At 58.8% G+C, this 16,500-nt stretch carries 11 protein-coding genes; 7 read left to right on the forward strand and 4 right to left on the reverse strand.

Going from position 1 to position 16,500, the window contains the following annotated elements:
- The first annotated feature begins 37 nt into the window (after positions 1 to 37).
- Positions 38 to 352, forward strand: a complete 315-nt coding sequence (locus ACIPR4_RS04930) for a hypothetical protein (RefSeq protein WP_013567555.1) — start codon at positions 38 to 40, stop codon at positions 350 to 352.
- On the opposite strand, the gene glnD is transcribed toward ACIPR4_RS04930, so the two are convergent.
- The 3 genes from glnD to ACIPR4_RS04945 form a co-directional block, all read right to left on the reverse strand.
- Positions 332 to 3,025 carry a [protein-PII] uridylyltransferase gene (gene glnD / locus ACIPR4_RS04935; protein WP_013567556.1) on the reverse strand — a complete coding sequence of 898 codons (2,694 nt, stop codon included), beginning with the start codon at positions 3,023 to 3,025 and terminating at the stop codon, positions 332 to 334. The two genes, ACIPR4_RS04930 and glnD, sit on opposite strands and share 21 nt — an antisense overlap.
- Before the next feature lie 86 nt (positions 3,026 to 3,111).
- A complete protein-coding gene (locus tag ACIPR4_RS04940; protein WP_013567557.1) occupies positions 3,112 to 3,450 on the reverse strand; it encodes a P-II family nitrogen regulator in 339 nt (112 codons plus the stop codon).
- A 99-nt stretch (positions 3,451 to 3,549) separates the two neighbouring features.
- Positions 3,550 to 5,037, reverse strand: coding sequence for an ammonium transporter (locus ACIPR4_RS04945; RefSeq protein ID WP_013567558.1), 1,488 nt, complete (start codon positions 5,035 to 5,037; stop codon positions 3,550 to 3,552).
- A gap of 308 nt (positions 5,038 to 5,345) precedes the next feature.
- Between ACIPR4_RS04945 and ACIPR4_RS04950 the strand changes: the two genes are divergently transcribed.
- The 5 genes from ACIPR4_RS04950 (at position 5,346) to ACIPR4_RS04970 (ending at position 14,000) form a co-directional block, all read left to right on the forward strand.
- Positions 5,346 to 5,936, forward strand: coding sequence for a hypothetical protein (locus ACIPR4_RS04950; RefSeq protein ID WP_041585926.1), 591 nt, complete (start codon positions 5,346 to 5,348; stop codon positions 5,934 to 5,936).
- 158 nt (positions 5,937 to 6,094) lie between these two features.
- Positions 6,095 to 6,712 (forward strand): NADH-quinone oxidoreductase subunit B, encoded by a 618-nt coding sequence (locus tag ACIPR4_RS04955; protein WP_013567560.1) that lies wholly within the window; start codon positions 6,095 to 6,097, stop codon positions 6,710 to 6,712.
- Between the two features lie 217 nt (positions 6,713 to 6,929).
- On the forward strand, positions 6,930 to 8,552 hold the full coding sequence (locus ACIPR4_RS04960) for an OmpA family protein (protein WP_013567561.1): 1,623 nt from the start codon (positions 6,930 to 6,932) through the stop codon (positions 8,550 to 8,552).
- Between the two features lie 102 nt (positions 8,553 to 8,654).
- On the forward strand, positions 8,655 to 10,664 hold the full coding sequence (locus ACIPR4_RS04965) for a WD40/YVTN/BNR-like repeat-containing protein (protein ID WP_013567562.1): 2,010 nt from the start codon (positions 8,655 to 8,657) through the stop codon (positions 10,662 to 10,664).
- A gap of 210 nt (positions 10,665 to 10,874) precedes the next feature.
- The gene (locus tag ACIPR4_RS04970) at positions 10,875 to 14,000 is read left to right on the forward strand and encodes a family 78 glycoside hydrolase catalytic domain (RefSeq protein WP_245536457.1); all 3,126 of its coding nucleotides are present in this window, start codon (positions 10,875 to 10,877) and stop codon (positions 13,998 to 14,000) included.
- A 55-nt stretch (positions 14,001 to 14,055) separates the two neighbouring features.
- Here the strand turns inward: ACIPR4_RS04970 and ACIPR4_RS04975 are convergent, their stop codons facing one another.
- Positions 14,056 to 15,891: a DUF885 domain-containing protein gene (locus tag ACIPR4_RS04975; RefSeq protein ID WP_013567564.1), complete on the reverse strand. Its 1,836-nt coding sequence runs from the start codon at positions 15,889 to 15,891 to the stop codon at positions 14,056 to 14,058.
- 147 nt (positions 15,892 to 16,038) lie between these two features.
- On the opposite strand from ACIPR4_RS04975, the gene ACIPR4_RS04980 reads away from it, so the two are divergent.
- The gene (locus tag ACIPR4_RS04980) at positions 16,039 to 16,410 is read left to right on the forward strand and encodes a VOC family protein (RefSeq protein ID WP_013567565.1); all 372 of its coding nucleotides are present in this window, start codon (positions 16,039 to 16,041) and stop codon (positions 16,408 to 16,410) included.
- Positions 16,411 to 16,500 lie beyond the last annotated feature (90 nt).

The following is a 16,500-nucleotide window of genomic DNA, read 5'->3' on the forward strand; positions in this document are numbered from 1 at the left end:
GAGCACGTCTTGACGGCACGAAGGAGCCGCTTCTTCTATGACCAGCGAAGAGTTCCGTAACCTGAACCGCCAGGAAGCCTCCGCGTACAGCCTGTTGTTGCAGGCGCTCTGGCAGGATGTGCACAGCGACTGGCAGAGCGCACACGAACTGGCGCAGGACATCGAAACGCCAGACGGCGCATGGGTTCACGCCTACCTGCATCGCAAGGAAGGCGATGAGTTCAACGCCACGTATTGGTATCGCCGAGCCGACAGGCCGGTCAGCACAGCCACTCTCGAGGACGAATGGGGTTCTATCGTGACAGAGCTTCTACAAAAACAGCCGGCGATTCTAAGCGGCGGAGTTGGCTAAAATCGCTGCCTTCACGCGCTCGCAGATCTCTTCCAGGTCTCCATCGGGTAACGGCTGACCCTCGCGCGTGAGGTAGAAGACGTCGATCGCGGTCTCGCCCTCGGTGTCGATCACGGCGACTTCGATGTTGCATCGAGCTTCGCCAAGTGTGACAGCCAGCGCATGCAACAGGCCGGGTGTGTCCTGTGCGATCACCTGTAATAACGTGCTGTGTGTCGACGATTTCGTATCAAACTCGACTTTGGTATCGACCGTGACCAGAGGAGCATTCTTGCGCGTTCGCTTGCGACTGGCCAGCATTCGATCAGCTGCGCCTTCGGCCAACATGGCGTCATGCACACTCTTCACAAAACGCGCATGCTCCTGCGGATTCATCTCCAGCGTGCGATAGCTGTCCGTAAACCGGAAGGTGTCTACAACAATGCCCTGTGCGTTCGAAAATGCGTCGGCGGTCACGATATTCATGCCCCATCCCGCGAGCGCTCCAGCCACCCGCGCAAACAGCATCGCCTGGTCGCGTGTGACCAGAGTCACGTCGCTGCGCTCGGGCGAATAGTGGAAGTCAAGCTGGACAGCGTCGTCTTCCAGGCGGCTCGCCATGTCGAAGTGCGTCCGAATCTGCTCGGGAGAACGCGTCCTCAAATAGCGTTGTGGAAAGCCCTCCAGAAAGGCCAGTACTTCCTTCGTTTTTCCGGGAAGCAGACCTGTGACGCGGTGCACAAGTTCGCTAGAAACGCGCGAATCCACGCGCTCATCGTCGATATTGCGATCTAGATGGTTCGACGTCGCAATGTACAGCCGCCAGAGATTTTCGGCTTTCCAAGGCGTCAACGCATCCGGGTGCACCGCGTTGATGTCGGCATAGGTAAAGAGCGTGAGCATGCGCAGCTCTTCTGGCGTCTGCACCTTGGACGCAAAGGCGCGCACCGTCTCCGCGTCAAAGATGTCGCGCCGCAGCGCCGCAGACATCTCCAGGTGGTTTTCGATCAGGCCGAGGACCAGCGGGCGTTCATACGCGTCCAACTCCAGACGACTGAGAACACTCAACGCCATCCGCGCGCTCTCGATCGTATGCTCCCCCGTGCTGCGACCCTTGCCTGTGTCGTGCAGCAGGGCAGCGAGGTAGAGCAGTTCGGGATGCTCCAGGTCTTTCTGGATGGCATAGAACGGCGCGCGCCACGCCTCCATCGCGGTAGGTGCTGTGGGCGTGCTTTCCAGCCCATGCAGTGTATCGATGAGGACGAAGGTATGTTCATCCACCGTGTAGCGGTGATACGCATCGCGAATCACCAAGGCATCGATGGCGTGAAACTCGGGTACCATTAGCTCCAGAATGCCCATGGCATGCATGGAGCGCAACGCCGCTCCGGCATGCCGACCGCACAGGATCGTTCGCAGATGGTTCCAGAGCCCCGGCCCCTCTTCGAGGTGCGCCGAGAGGATAGGAAGCGCGCCCTCCAGCCGGTTCTCCGTATCCGCAGCAATGCGCACCCCAGTCTTCGCCATTGCCTCGAAGACCTGCAGAACGATGTCCGGATCACGCGCGGGGTCTTCGCCGTTCACTGCGGCATCCAGCACCAGACGGCCACGGTCCACACGAAAGCCCTCACCGCTCAAAACCGATTTGCGGCGAAACGCCTGCGGCAGCTTGTCCAAAAGCGAGCTCTCCTGCGGCAGTTCATCCATCCTCTGCAGAAGCATTCGTTCGATTGTGCGCGCATGGCGAAAGTAGATCTGCATCCAGTAGGCTGCGTCCGCTTGTCCAGCTCCACGGTCGATGCCGACACCCGCAGCAGCGGCTGCGTCCTGGCTCTTCCAGTCCAGCGTGTTCGTGTCGCGGCCATTACGCAGATGCAGGAAACACCGTACCGAAGCCAGAAAATCAAACGCGGCGGTAAACTCGCGCGTCTCTTCCGCGGGTATGGGAGCCTCGGCGACGGCGGTCGCTCCACGAAACACCTTGGGGAGTGCCTGCTCCCTGCTGGCATCGGTGACGAAGCTCTCCGTCAGAATCCGGATCCAGCCGCAGACGTTGGCATCGCGCAAGCCGCCGGGGCAGTCCTTGATATTTGGTTCCAGGTGGAAGAGTGTGTTGCCGTAGCGCGCGTGGCGTTCGCGGGTCAACGCCGCCAGCCCTGTAAAAAGCGCACGCCGCTCCTGTTCGATGAGGCGAGGCAGCATCTCCCGACGGAGCTTGTAGGTCATGGCTTCGTCCCCTGTGAGGGGGCGAAGGTTCAAGAGAGAAAGGGTGAATTCGAGGTTGTCCGGATCGAAGCGGTCGCACTCGGCGAGCGCCCGCGTTACCGGGGAAACGCGCACACCCGCGTCCCACAGCTGCTGGCAGACCTTGCGGATCGCAGGCTTGGCGAGCTTTTCCTGTCCGCCGTCGCGCAAAACAAAGAGGAGATCCAAATCGGAGAGAGGGAAGAGTTCCTTGCGTCCGTAGCCGCCGGTGGCGAAGAGGGCAATCGACTCCGTGGCCTGGCGATTTTCCTTCTGCGCGGCGGCCCACAGGGCGAGAACGAGAGTATCTGCCGCAGCCGTCCGTGCAGCAATGGCGTTACGGCCGGACTTTCCGTGCTCAAACTCCGCACGGATGTCGTCTGTGGCCCGCTGATACGTCAATCCTGCAGCGGAAGCCGTTCCGGCTTCCTTGGAGGCATCTCGATCCATCGTCGCTCACCGTCCATTCATCTGCGAAACATCCGGTGAAATTGACTGCTCTCCGGACCAGGGTGTCCGGCAACAGGAGAAGCAGCCTAAAGCGCCAGGTCTCCACGGTCTTCGTTGCGAATACGAATGGCATCATCGATTCGGCTCAAAAAGATTTTACCGTCGCCAATTGCGCCAGTCTGCGCGGCCGTGACGATCGCCTGCACGACCTTCTCAGCCATCTCGTCCGTCGTGACCACTTCCAGCTTGATCTTCGGCAAGAGGTCGACGGAGTATTCGCGGCCCCGGTAGAACTCCGTGTGGCCCTTCTGGCGTCCATGCCCACGTGCTTCCACGATGGTCATACCGTCGATGCCGATTTCCACCAGAGCCTCTTTGACGGCGTCTAGTTTCCCAGGCTGAATCACTGCTTCAATCTTCTGCATTGTCTCGTTTCCTCGTTGGCTCGTCCGGCCGAAACCGTTTGCCCTAAATCAAACCCATTGTGCATTGCCCCGAACACATCTGTCCGCAGGCGATGAAGTTTAGTGCGACGACATTTCGGCGTGGTATCCCTCTTCGCCGTGCTGGGACAAGTCGAGGCCTTCGCGTTCGTCTTCTTCTGAGACGCGCAAACCGATCAACTTATCTACGAGGAACAGAAGAATCAGCGTTCCAACAATTGAGATGCCCCAGGCCAGCGCAATGCCGACAAACTGGTTCAGTACTTGCTTGCCGTTGCCTTCCAAGAGGCCCGTCGCCTTGCCAGCACCGAAGATCGGGTTGATGGCGCTATTTGCAAAAATACCCGTCAGAATCGCACCGATTGTTCCACCCGCTCCATGGACGCCAAACGCATCCAGGGAGTCGTCATAGCCAAACTTCATCTTCACGATGAAGACCATGAAGAAGCAGAAGGCTCCCGTGATCAGACCGATGGCAATTGCGGACATTGGAGTGACAAATCCCGCCGCCGGGGTGATGCCGACCAGTCCGGCCACCGCGCCAGAGATAGCTCCCAGTGCCGTGGGCTTGCCGTTCTTCATCCACTCCGCCGCGCTCCAGCTAATAGCCGCCGCCGCTGCTGCAAAGTGCGTGGCCACGAACGCCGAGGTGGCAAGGCCGTTGGCCGCCAGCGCGCTGCCTGCGTTGAAGCCGAACCAGCCAACCCACAGAAGGCAGGCGCCCACAAAGCTCAACACCACCGAATGTGGAGGCATGGGCTCTTTGGGATAGCCGACTCGCTTGCCCAGATAAAGGCAAGTCACCAGCGCCGAAACGCCGCTCGTGACATGGACTACGGTGCCGCCGGCGAAGTCAAGCGTGGGGAACTTACCGCCCAACGCTGCGTTGAGCAGACCATGCTGGCCCCAGACCATATGCGCCATCGGGCTGTACACAAAGATCGCCCACAGGGTCAGGAACAGGAGCATCGCCGAAAACTTCATGCGTTCGGCAAACGCACCCGTGATCAATGCCGGGGTGATGATGGCGAACATCAACTGATAGACCATGAAGGTCTGCAGAGGAATGGTGGTGACGTAGACGCCGTCCGGCACCAGGCCTACGCCGTGCAGAAGCGCGTTACTGAATCCACCGATGAAACTTCCCGACACGCCATTGTTCACGCCAAAGGCAAGGGAGTATCCAATTAACGCCCACAGGACGGTGATGATGGCCATCATGGCGAAGGTCTGCATCATCGTGCCCAGGATGTTCTTCTTCCGTACCAGACCGCCGTAGAACAACGCCAGGCCGGGTCCGCTCATCATGAGAACCAGAGCCGCAGAGACCAGCATCCACGCGTTGTCGCCCGCGCTCTGTGCCGATACAACCGCAGTTTTGGCGTCTGCCACCTGCTTTTCGAGCGCAGCAATACGATCACCCTGTGTCTGCGCCAGTACTGTGCCGGACACGGCAAGGCCCAGGCAAAGAACGAACAGAAGACGCGCAATCCGCGATCTGAAACCACGGGAAGGCGAATGCGAAGAGAAGGGGAAAGAAGACGAAAGTCTGCGAGAGCGAAGGTCCATAGTGTCAGTTCACCGGTTCGAAAAGTGCTGGTAGAAAAGTCAGAAAAATGGAAGATTTACGACGGAGCGAGCAGAGCGCGGGGGAGCGCATTTGTTGCAGAATGGCGCAACTTATTCGTTTTACTGTACAACACAACAGAACGTCCCAGGCAAGAGTCAATCGATTGCAATGTCCATCGTCCAAAATGAATATAAAAATAGTCGCATTCTTGTTGCTCTTCGCGACTTCTTTTAGGGCGTCTGTCCTATCTCGTAAGGCGTCGGGCCTATCCTCGGCTCCGGCGTGCGGCCTCAGCTTTGAAGGAGAGGTGAGCGAGGGGCAAAGCTTTTCTCACCCGGGCCCAGGGCAACTTGATTTTCTGTTGGAGAATATTCCTTCGGGCTGGATCATCCGTGTCCTTCCCCGGGACCTTCCGCGTTCTGCCTATGATTTCGCGGGCCTAGCCACACCGCCCTACGATTCGCCCAATCCGATTCTTATCTCCACGGACTTTGCCTTCCGTGCGCAAGACGCGATTGGCTGGAATCCGCGTCGATTTCAATACTTCGATTCGGCGGAGAAGATGCGTCAGGCCGTGGCGGATTACAACCTCATCAAGGCCTCAGGCGCAAAACCGACTGCAGAGCAATCCGCGGCGATGGCCCGCCTCATCGCACTCAGTGCAGCGGCATCGCCCGCGATCTTCACGATCCTGGACGCTCATCTGATTGGGGGAACCGGGGATCAGTTCGTAATGGCTGCTGCTGTGGCCTCACACTTCAGCACAACGGCCCACGTCGTCGAGCAGCCATCTGGCCCTCATAGCTCGCCTCTCGGAAAGATTACGTGGATGCGCTTTCGCCTGGAGTTCCCCGCAGTGGATACCGGAAGTCATCGTTCTTGTATAAAAGCGCCCTAATGAAAATGCACTTCGCGTGTTCCGATATCTGTTGAGGAGCCTGTAACGAAAATCGTTTGCTCTTGAGCAACGATTGCACTTTGGTGTGCGTCCGAAGCTAAGTAGAGGAAAATATATGCGCCGTTCAAAAGACACTCGCATATATTGAAGTGACAAGCATGAATTCACCAACTTCAGAGACATCGAGCAACGGACGCCCCACAGCGGTGCCGCAGCAGCATGACCGCTATATTTTTGGCACCTTGGACAGCTTCGGCAAAAATCAGGAAAAGCTACGCGAAGTGACCTGGGGTTATGACCAGCCCGAGGGGATCGTCCTCGCATCCATGGATGCGGCCATCAACTGGGTGCGTAAGAACTCGGTGTGGCCTATGACCTTCGGTCTCGCCTGTTGCGCGATCGAGATGATGAGCATGGGGGGGTCGCGTTACGACATTGCACGCTTCGGCGCCGAGGTGTTTCGTCCCTCGCCCCGGCAGAGCGATCTGATGATCATCGCCGGACGCGTCTCGCAGAAGATGGCGCCGGTCATTCGGCGTCTCTACGAGCAGATGCCTGAACCGAAGTGGGTCATTTCCATGGGTGCTTGTGCTACTTCAGGCGGTGTCTTCAACAACTACGCGCTTTTGCAGGGTGTCAATCAGATTATTCCGGTTGACTTGTACGTCCCGGGCTGCCCTCCCCGACCCGAACAACTGCTTTATGCCATCACACTTCTGCAGGAAAAGATCCAACAGGATCGTGGCAGCATGAAGCGGACTCTCAATCTTGGGTGATGCACCTTTCGAGATAACCCCCTCGTTTGAAGCATTGTCACAACTTTAACGGACCACAACGCATCGAAGTCTTTGAAACTCAACATTTCTTGCGCAATTTTAGCCGATCCTGGCGCGAAATTGCGTTACACTTCAGACGCATTGGGATACCAAACCCCGGGCTCCTCTACGAGAGTCCGATCAGATAAGTAACAATTTTCCGCGGAGGATAAGTCGAATGTTTTCACGCCCGTTTCGCAAGCTAGGCCGGTCAGTATTGGCTGCAAGCGTCATCAGTCTTGGTGTCATGAGTCTGGGAGCGCAGACCACCGCAGCCACGCCCGCCCCGCCCGCAGGCCCAAATCCTTCGCGGGTGGATGTTTTCCTGGGATATTCCTACTTCGGTGCTCACGGCACTGTTAAGCCAGCGAATATCGCTTACTCTTCCATCGATATCGGTGCAATCGGCAGCGGCGCCTACTACTTCAACAAGTATGTCGGCGGCGAAGTCTCCTTTGCAGCTCATCCAGATGGTAAGAATGACGGTCTCTTCATCGCCGCTGCGGGTCCTATCTTCCGTGCTCCGATGCAGAACTTCACTCTCTTCGCTCACGGCCTCGTAGGCGCGGCGAAACTGGGCGGACCGAACAACGAAGGTGTTTTCCTGTACCACGAGCCCTATCGCTGGGGACCGTCCTTGACGGCCGGCGGCGGTATGGACTACGACCTCCCGTTCTTCAATCACCGCTTCGGTCTTCGCCTCTTCCAGGCTGACTATGTATATGTCCACGAGTCGTACGGTCCTTACACCCCTCCCCCAACGGGCGGAGTTATGGGCGGCCGCACCAACCTCGGTGGCGCACAGCTCTCCACCGGTCTTCTGGTTCATTTCGGCCACATCGTCCCGCCGCCTCCAGTCCTTTATGCCTGCACAGCGAGCCCGATGACCGCCTATCCTGGCGACCCGATCACCATCACCGGTACCGCAACCAACCTGAACCCCAAGAAGGATGCGACCTACACCTGGACCACCGACGGTGGAACGATTGCAGGTACGTCTTCGACGGCCAATGTCGACACCAAGACACTCTCCGCTGGCAGCTACAACGCCAAGGGTCATGTCTCGCAGGGTATCAAGGTCGGCCAGTTCGCCGATTGCGTCGCGCCGTTCACGGTCAAGGCCTTCGAGCCGCCCACTGTCACCTGCTCGGCTAGCCCGTCTTCGGTTCGCCCTGGCGATTCCTCCACCATCACTGCATCTGGCGTAAGCCCGCAGAACCGCCCCCTGACGTATAGCTACAGCGCGACGTCTGGTTCGGTCTCTGGCTCTGATGCCACTGCAACCCTCTCCACCGCCGGTGCTGGCCCAGGTACGATCACTGTCACCTGCAACGTCGTAGACGATAAGGGGCAGACCGCTTCGGCCACTACTTCGGTCGACGTCTCTGCTCCTCCGGCTCCTCCTGCACCCACGACCTCGGCTCTTTGCTCGATCAACTTCGGTCGTGACAAGCGTCGTCCGGCTCGTGTGGACAACGAAGCGAAGGCCTGCCTTGATGATGTGGCTCTCAACCTCCAGCGCACCTCTGATGCCAAGGTCATTCTGACCGGCAACAAGGCTGGTAACGAAAAGGGCGGCAAGCTTGCTGCTGAGCGTGCCATCAACACCAAGGCCTACCTGGTTACGGAAAAGGGCATCGACCCGTCGCGCATCTCGGTCTACACCGGATCCGCTGATGACACGACGGTCACCACCACCCTCGTCCCAGCTGGTGCCACCGCGAGCGATGCAGGAACCCCGGTCGACGAAAGCGCGATCAAGGTTCAGCCCCGCACCGCGAGAAAGCACCACAAGAAGTAGTCACACACGTACCAAGCCTGAGGCTGACTGGGATTTCCCGGTCAGCCTTTGTGCTGTTAAGGAATAAACTTGTTTTAGTCGCACCACCCAAAGGAATTGAGTATGGCCCCGCAGTACCCTAGATTTCCCTTGTTGTCTTCTACTGTCCTTGCGTTCACTTTAGCCTTGTCCAGCTACGCTTCCGCGGCTCCCTGGCTTCCCACCGGTCCTGAAGGCGGAGACGCCCGCGCCTTTGCTGGCGATCCGACAGACCACCTCCATATCTATCTCGGCACCTTGACGGGCTGGATCTATGACACACACGATGGTGGCAAGCAGTGGACGCGCCTTGCCCGTGTCGGTCAGCGCGACGATCTCGTGCTCGACAACATCGTTGTCGACCCCTCCAACTCCAAGCACCTCGTCATCGGCGCTCACGTCATCGATCGTCCTGATGGCGGTATCTACTCCAGCATGGACTCCGGAAAGAGCTGGACGAGCTCAAAGCAGATGCAGGGACACTCGGTCCTTGCCCTGAGCTTCGCTCCGTCGGACCCCAAAATTCTGATCGCGGGCGCGCTGGACGGCGTTTATCGCTCAACCGACGGCGGCAACGACTGGAAGCTCATCACACCAGCTGGAAGCATGGAACTGCACGAGATTGAGTCCATCGCGATCGATCCGAAGGATCCTTCGACCATTTATGCCGGTACCTGGCATCTTCCCTGGAAGACCTCCGACGGCGGCGCTAACTGGCACAACATCAAAGAAGGCATCATCGACGACTCCGATGTCTTCTCGATCATCGTCGACCCGAAGAATCCCCAGGTCGTCTACGCCAGTGCCTGCTCCGGTATCTACAAGAGCGACTCCGCCGGAGTCCAGTTCAAGAAGGTGCAGGGAATTCCCTCGACCGCTCGCCGTACGCGCGTCTTAATGCAGGACCCGACGCGCAGCGATGTCGTCTTTGCGGGAACTACCGAAGGCCTCTTCCGTACCGCGGACTCCGGTAAGACCTGGGTCCGGAACACCGCCAACGAAGTCATCGTCAACGACGTCTTCGTCGACCCGAAGCAGCCGGACCACGTTCTGCTCGCGACTGATCGTGGTGGCATCGTCATCGCGGAGGATGGTGGTTTCAGCTTCCACGCTTCGAATAATGGCTTCTCCGCCCGGCAGATTACGGCCTTTGCAGCTGGCCACACCAATCCCTCCGAACTCGCCGTTGGCGTCGTCAACGACAAGACCTTCGGTGGCGTCTTTACCAGCACAGACGGTGGGATCAAGTGGGCGCAACAGAGCGATGGCCTTGTGGGACGCGATGTCTTTGCCCTGACTCGTACAGCGGAGGATACCCTTCTCGCAGGTACCAGCCACGGCATCTTCCGTCTGGAAGCAGGAAAGTGGAAGGAGTCGGGTCTGCTGCTCAGCCCTGTCGTCGTTCCTCCCGTGGCCCCTCCCCGACGCAAGGGTGCGCCAGCAAAGAAGGCTCCTGTGGCTCGCCGAGTCCCTCCGCCTCCAGCCGTCCACTTTGACGGTGCTGTCTACGCATTCGCGTCTTCGGGAAACACGATCTATGCGGCAGCGGGCGACAACGTCGTCGTCTCCCCAACCGGCGGTATCGGTTGGCAGACGGTGGAGCCACTCAAGAACAAGGAGTGGCGGAACATCGCTGTACAGGGCACCCGCGTCGTTGTGGGCGGTCTGAAGGTGCTCGCCCTCTCTTCGAACAGCGGTGCGGACTGGCACGAGATTCCCGCTCCGCCCAGCATTTCGCTCATGCGTGCGCTCAGCATGGACGACACCGGAAGCATCTGGGTCGGCGGTCGCGAAGGTCTCGTTGTCTCCAAGGATGACGGCGCTACCTGGACGAAGGTTCACGAGAACTATCTGAATGATGTGAACAACATCTTTTTTGATAAGGCAGGCGAGCGCATCCTGGTGACCAACAACCGTCCCACGCTGGTCTACGCGATCAGCGTTCCCGCCATGAAGTTTACTTACATGGAGTCCGGCTGGAACCTGCGCTTCGTCCGCCCGGTCGGGGACCATCTTGTCGGTGCCACGTTCTTCGACGGCATCGTCCTTCAGCCCCGTATGATGGACAGCCCCGTCGTCACCGCCTCCAAATAGCCAAAAATCCAGAGAACTGTGCCCCATTCTTTCGCGGCTTTATCGCAAAAGGGTGGGGTCGCGCAGAGCGCACAAACAGATTCACGAGGGAAGCAGCCGTTCTATACAACACCCGATGCGCCGCCATATTCTTGATGGCGGCGCATTGCTTTTGCTCTGGTCGAACGTAGGTCTTATGTCACATAGCGCATCCCGGTTTCAATCGGTACTATGTTCCCAACTCAACATTGGGGTAACGACCAGATGTACAAGTACTCTGCACTTCTCTTTTCTGCCACACTCGCCGCCACGGCCTTTGCATCTCCGGTCCATCTCCGCACCAACTCGCTCGATGCTCCTATCGGCATCGACACGTCTCACCCCACGCTCTCCTGGCAGAGCGACGCAAAGACTCCCAACTGGACGCAGTCTGCTTACGAAATCCTCGTGGCCACCGACGCGAAGAACCTCAAGCCCGGCAAGGCAGACGTCTGGGACTCGCGGCGTGTCTCTTCTTCCGAATCCGTAAATATTGCCTATGCAGGAGCCGCGCTCAAGCCGCAGCAGCGTTACGTCTGGGCCGTCAAAACATGGGACAGCAAGGGTAAGCCGACGACCTCTGCGCCCGCGTTTTTTGAGACAGGACTCATGTCTCCCTCCGACTGGAAGGCCCAGTGGATCATGCGCAAGGATCCGGCAGATGAAACTGAGATGGCGACGATTCGCTGGATCTGGCTGCCTCATGTAGATCCGCAGAAAGTGCTCGCTTCTTCACCCGCCCACTTCCTTTACAAACTGCATCTCGACGCAAAACCCGCAGCGGCCAGCCTGCATATTCTCGCTCCGGGCCGCGTCATCGCACGAGTCAATGGCCAAGTCACAGGGCATCACGATGAGTGGAGCGCCTTCGATCAGGAAGAGATCTCCGGATTCCTGCATGTAGGCGACAACGAAATTCAACTGGACGCAGTCTCCCGTCGCGGCAGCCGGTCTGCCAACACCTCACGTGCAGCCGTCGCCGCATCGATTCATATCACTCCGGCCAACGGCGTCGAACAGCGTATCGTGACGGATGAGCATTGGCTGGCGCGCGAAACCTCCGAAGGTCCCTGGGCTCCTGCACAGGCCATCGGGCCCATGTCCCTGCACTTCAGCACCGGCACCGACCGTGAAGAGGCTATTTCTGGACCTGATCGTGTTTCCACGAATGCTTCGCTGTTGCGCAAAGACTTTGCTCTGGCCAACACCGTCCAGTCCGCACGCCTTACCGTCACGGCGCTCGGAGCGTATCAAGCCTTCATCAACGGCAAACCGGTTGCGGCGAACAATCTGCTTACCCCAGGCTGGACAGACTTCCGCAAACGCGCGCAGTTCCAGACCTACGATGTAACGTCTCTCGTGAGCAAGGGTGCGAATACTATTGGAGCCATTCTCGGTGGCGGATGGTATAGCTCGCCTATGACGTGGACTGCCATCCGTGTCACGCCTGGCCCTAACCTCCTCCGCGCGCAGCTTGACCTCACTCTCGCCGACGGAACGCATCAGACCATTGCGACAGACAGCACGTGGTTGACCTCGACTTCCCCCATCACCTTCTCCGAGATCTACGGTGGAGAATCCTACGACGCGCGCCTTATCCAGAAAGGCTGGAGCAGCCCTAACTTCAATGCCGCAAGCTGGACGACGGCCGCCGTCGGCGCTCCCTTCAACGCGGACATGGTTCTCAATGCGCAGCCGGATCTCCCCATCAACACCACCATCACCCTGCATCCCATCGCGCTCGATCCGGCGAACTCCGCGCATCCCGTGATCTATGATATGGGCCAGAATATGGTGGGCAATATCCGCATCCACGTCAGCGGCCCGCGAGCCTCCGTCATCAAGATGCGCTTTGCCGAACGACTCAATCCCGACGGCAGCATCTACACAGAAAACCTCCGCAACGCCGACGCAACCGACACCTACATCCTCTCCGGTGAAGGCGATGAAACCTATACTCCCTCCTTCACCTTCCACGGCTTCCGTTATGTCGAGTTCTCCGGCACTGCCGCGCCGCCAACCCTCGCCACCATCGAGGGTCTGGTCTTCAACAACCTGCCCGCGAAACCCTCGATCCGTCTCAGCAGCTCTTCGGCAACGCTTAATAAGATGAACGAGCTTGGAGCATGGGGTCAGCGCGGAAACTTTGTCTCCATTCCCACCGACTGCCCACAGCGCGACGAGCGTCTTGGATGGATGGGTGACGCAGGAGTCTTCTGGCGCACCGGCAGCTATAACTTCGATATCGATGCCTTCAGCCACAAGTTCATGCTCGACGTCGAGGATGCACAAAACCCAGAGGGCGCCTTCTCCGACGTCTCGCCGAACGTCCTCAGCCTTACCAAGCCCGGTGCACCCGGATGGGGTGACGCAGGCGTTTTTATCCCCTACGCCGCGTGGCTCCAGTATGGCGATGCAAACCTCGTCGAACAATCCTGGCCTGCGATGGAGCGTTGGATGGACTTCATCCTTAAGAGCAACCCCAACCACCTCCGCCAGCAGGCCCTCGGCAACAACTACGCTGACTGGCTCGCGCCCGATCAGAACACGCCCAAAGACCTGATCGGCACAGCCTACTGGGCCCTCATTGCGCACGAGATGGCAGAGATGGCGACCGCCCTCCACCGCACGGACGATGCGAAAAAATATCAGCAGCAGTATGACCAGATCGCCGCTGCCTACCGCGCTGCCTATGTGAAAGAAGACGGCAGCGTTGCGGGCAATACGCAGACCAGCTATCTTGCCACGGTCTTCACCGGCATCGCGCCCGCATCGCTCCGTGCCAACATGGTGGACCGCGCCGTCAAAGACATCGAAGCGCACGGAACGCATCTCACTACCGGCTTCCTCGGTACGCCCTTTTTGCTCTCTGTTCTAGATGAAAACAACCGCTCCGACGTAGCCTTCAAACTCCTTCTCTCGGACACGTATCCCTCGTGGGGGTACATGGTGAAGAAGGGTGCGACCACTTGGTGGGAGCGCTGGAACGGCGACACCGGCGACCCCGGCATGAACTCCTACAACCACTACGCCTTTGGCTCCGTCATGGCCTGGGTCTACCGCCGCGCTGCGGGCATCGATACGGACACGACCGGCCCCGGCTACCACCACCTCACCATACAGCCGCACTTCGACGCGGCTCTTCCGCAGCTCCACGCGGAATACGACTCTACCTATGGCACCATCACCACTGACTGGCAGCAGAGCGCACACAAGTTCTCGGTGACGATTCCCGCAAACACTACCGGTACAGTCACCTTGCCCAATGGCAAAACGGAGAACGTCGGCAGCGGTACAAAGTCCTGGACGGTGCAGTAGGAAGCAGAAGCCTTGTCCCCGTTTCCTTTCAGGAGATGGGGACAAGGCGCTGATCTCAGTTGCTGGCGGTAGTGGGAAGCTGGCCTTTGATCCAGCGGTCGATGCGTGCATCCAGAACGTCCAGCGGGAGAGCTCCTCCGGAGAGGACCTCGTCATGGAAGGTCTTGAGATCGAATTTGGGGCCTAGCTGCAACTTGGAGCGTTCCCGCAGTTCACGGATCTTGAGCTGGCCGAGCTTGTAACTGCAGGCCTGGCCCGGGCCGGAGATGTAGCGGTCGGTTTCGGACTGGATGGTAGGTTCGTCGATGGCATGGGAGTTGCGCATGTACTCCACGACCTGATCGCGGCTCCAGCCCATGTCGTGGATACCGGTGTCTACGACCAGACGCACGGCGCGGAAGAGCTCCGAGCGAAGACGGCCGTAATCGGACCCTGGATCCTGGTAGAAGCCGATCTCCTTGCCAAGCTCTTCGGCGTAGAGACCCCAGCCTTCCGTGTAGGCGGAGTTTCCACCATGTTTGCGAAACTCGGGCAGGCCAGTGAGTGACTGCTGGATGCTGATTTGAAGGTGATGGCCGGGAACGCCCTCATGATAGGCGATGGCTTCGTCATTGATATAGCTGCGGTGGGTAGGGTCGGAGACGGCGACGGAGACGCGGCCAGGACGTTTCCCGTCCGGAGTTCCGCCTTGATAGTGGGTGGCAGCGGACGCCTGGAAGGGCGGGATCGGCTCGACCGTTACGGCCGTCTTAGGCAGGAGATTGAAGAGTTCAGGCAGGTGCGGCTGCATCTGGGCGATGTACTTGCGGAAGTCTTCGACGATGGCATCCGCCGAGACGGCCTGATACTTGGGGTCGTTTTCGATGTGATTGCGGAAGCTCGCAAGGTCGCTGTAGCCGTTGGCCTTGGCGAGAGCAGCCATCTCTCCGTTGATCCGGTCGACCTCTTTGAGGCCGATCTCGTGGATCTGTGCGGCGGTGAGGTCAGTGGTCGTGAAGCGGCGGAGCGTGGCCTGGTAACGGCGCTTGCCGCCGCCAAGAGAATTGATGGAAAGCGTCGTACGCGTGTAGGGGATGTAGTCCTTGGTCACAAACGCTGCGAACTGCTTGTAGGCGGGAAAGACCTCGCTATTGACGGTGGAGGTGATCTCATCCGTGAGACGCTTCTTCTCGGCGTCTGAGAAGCTGGCTGGGAATTTCCTGAGCGGGATCAGGAAGGGATTGGCGGCGATGACGCCTTCAGCCTGGCCGGGAATTTTCTCCGCGGTGAAGCGGACAGGAAGGAGATGATCTTTCACTCCGGCGCGGAGGACGTCCTCGACCTGGAGGAAGGCCTTAGGTATCTGGCGGAGCCGGGAGAGGTAGTCCTCGTAGTGTTTGACGGAGTCGAAGGGCATGGAAAGCGGAAGGTCGGCGAGGCTGGCATGAATGCCCCCACCGCCTCCGGACGCGCTCAGCGGCATCTCGAACTCTTTGAGGTCGAAGTCCTCGACACGCTGCTGGAGCTGGCGGAGGAAGAGATCGTGGGAGATGAGGTCCTGCTCCGGAAAGCCGGTAGGATCGATGGTCTTGATGCGAGCCAGGTCCGAGACTTCGCGCTGATGGCGTGCGGCAATCGCGGCGAGGGAGTAGTCGCCCAGTTGATCGTTGTACCGGTAGTCGCCGACCGAAGTCGCCAGAGTGGGACTCATCTTGAGACTCGCCTGCCACGACTCGTCAAAGAGTGCGTTCTGGGTAGCGAGACGCGAGGCCACCGGGGACGTCTGGGCAGAGACAAATGGGCACGCAGCGGCAAGGAAAAGTGCGGAGGTCGCGAGGATGTGGGGACGCATGCGGACAAGAGTAACAGGGCAGTGTGTACCGCGAATGGATCGATTTTCGGAGATTTTCATGAAAAGCCGGTGTCGTCCCATTTTGGCTAAACCTTCAAAAGGTTCAGCCGCATCCCCGCCATATTCCTCTTCGAGAATTGTTCGCAAAAATGTATGCCCGTAATCCAGATTGGGAGCATCCTGTTACTAATTTTCAGGAGGAGACTTATGAGTTCTGAAAAGCAGGGCAAGATCTGCTACATGGAGATTCCGGCGCGAGATATCGCCGTCTCGTCGCACTTCTACACCTCGATCTTCGGTTGGACCACACGTCGGCGGAGTAACGGTTCCACCGCATTCGATGACGCGACCGGCTACGTCAGCGGCTCCTGGATTCTCGGTCGGCCACCCTCCACCGCTGTTGGCATCCTCACCTACATCCTTGTGGAGGATGCGGAAGCGACGGTCAAAAAGATCCTCGAAGAAGGTGGAACGATCGTGCAGTCCATTGGTGGAGACGCGCCGGAAATTACCGCCCGTTTCCTCGACCCGGCTGGGAATATCCTTGGCATCTACCAATCTCCGTCGAAAAAGACGTAGTCTCAGTCCGTTATTCGCACTATTGTGCGCTCACCGCATTGCCGCTCGTTCGCGCGCTTTGTTACCCTTGCCTTCTGAGCAGCAAACCCG

Source organism: Terriglobus saanensis SP1PR4, from assembly GCF_000179915.2.
GTDB classification, from domain to species: Bacteria; Acidobacteriota; Terriglobia; order Terriglobales; family Acidobacteriaceae; genus Terriglobus; species Terriglobus saanensis.

What these genes read in the sequence shown, in the direction of transcription:
- ACIPR4_RS04930 (WP_013567555.1), top strand. Translation starts at nt 38, where the DNA reads ATGACCAGCGAAGAGTTCCGTAACCTGAACCGCCAGGAAGCCTCCGCG.
- glnD (WP_013567556.1), bottom strand. Translation starts at nt 3,025, where the DNA reads ATGGATCGAGATGCCTCCAAGGAAGCCGGAACGGCTTCCGCTGCAGGA.
- ACIPR4_RS04940 (WP_013567557.1), bottom strand. Translation starts at nt 3,450, where the DNA reads ATGCAGAAGATTGAAGCAGTGATTCAGCCTGGGAAACTAGACGCCGTC.
- ACIPR4_RS04945 (WP_013567558.1), bottom strand. Translation starts at nt 5,037, where the DNA reads ATGGACCTTCGCTCTCGCAGACTTTCGTCTTCTTTCCCCTTCTCTTCG.
- ACIPR4_RS04955 (WP_013567560.1), top strand. Translation starts at nt 6,095, where the DNA reads ATGAATTCACCAACTTCAGAGACATCGAGCAACGGACGCCCCACAGCG.
- ACIPR4_RS04960 (WP_013567561.1), top strand. Translation starts at nt 6,930, where the DNA reads ATGTTTTCACGCCCGTTTCGCAAGCTAGGCCGGTCAGTATTGGCTGCA.
- ACIPR4_RS04965 (WP_013567562.1), top strand. Translation starts at nt 8,655, where the DNA reads ATGGCCCCGCAGTACCCTAGATTTCCCTTGTTGTCTTCTACTGTCCTT.
- ACIPR4_RS04970 (WP_245536457.1), top strand. Translation starts at nt 10,875, where the DNA reads ATGTTCCCAACTCAACATTGGGGTAACGACCAGATGTACAAGTACTCT.
- ACIPR4_RS04975 (WP_013567564.1), bottom strand. Translation starts at nt 15,891, where the DNA reads ATGAAAATCTCCGAAAATCGATCCATTCGCGGTACACACTGCCCTGTT.
- ACIPR4_RS04980 (WP_013567565.1), top strand. Translation starts at nt 16,039, where the DNA reads ATGAGTTCTGAAAAGCAGGGCAAGATCTGCTACATGGAGATTCCGGCG.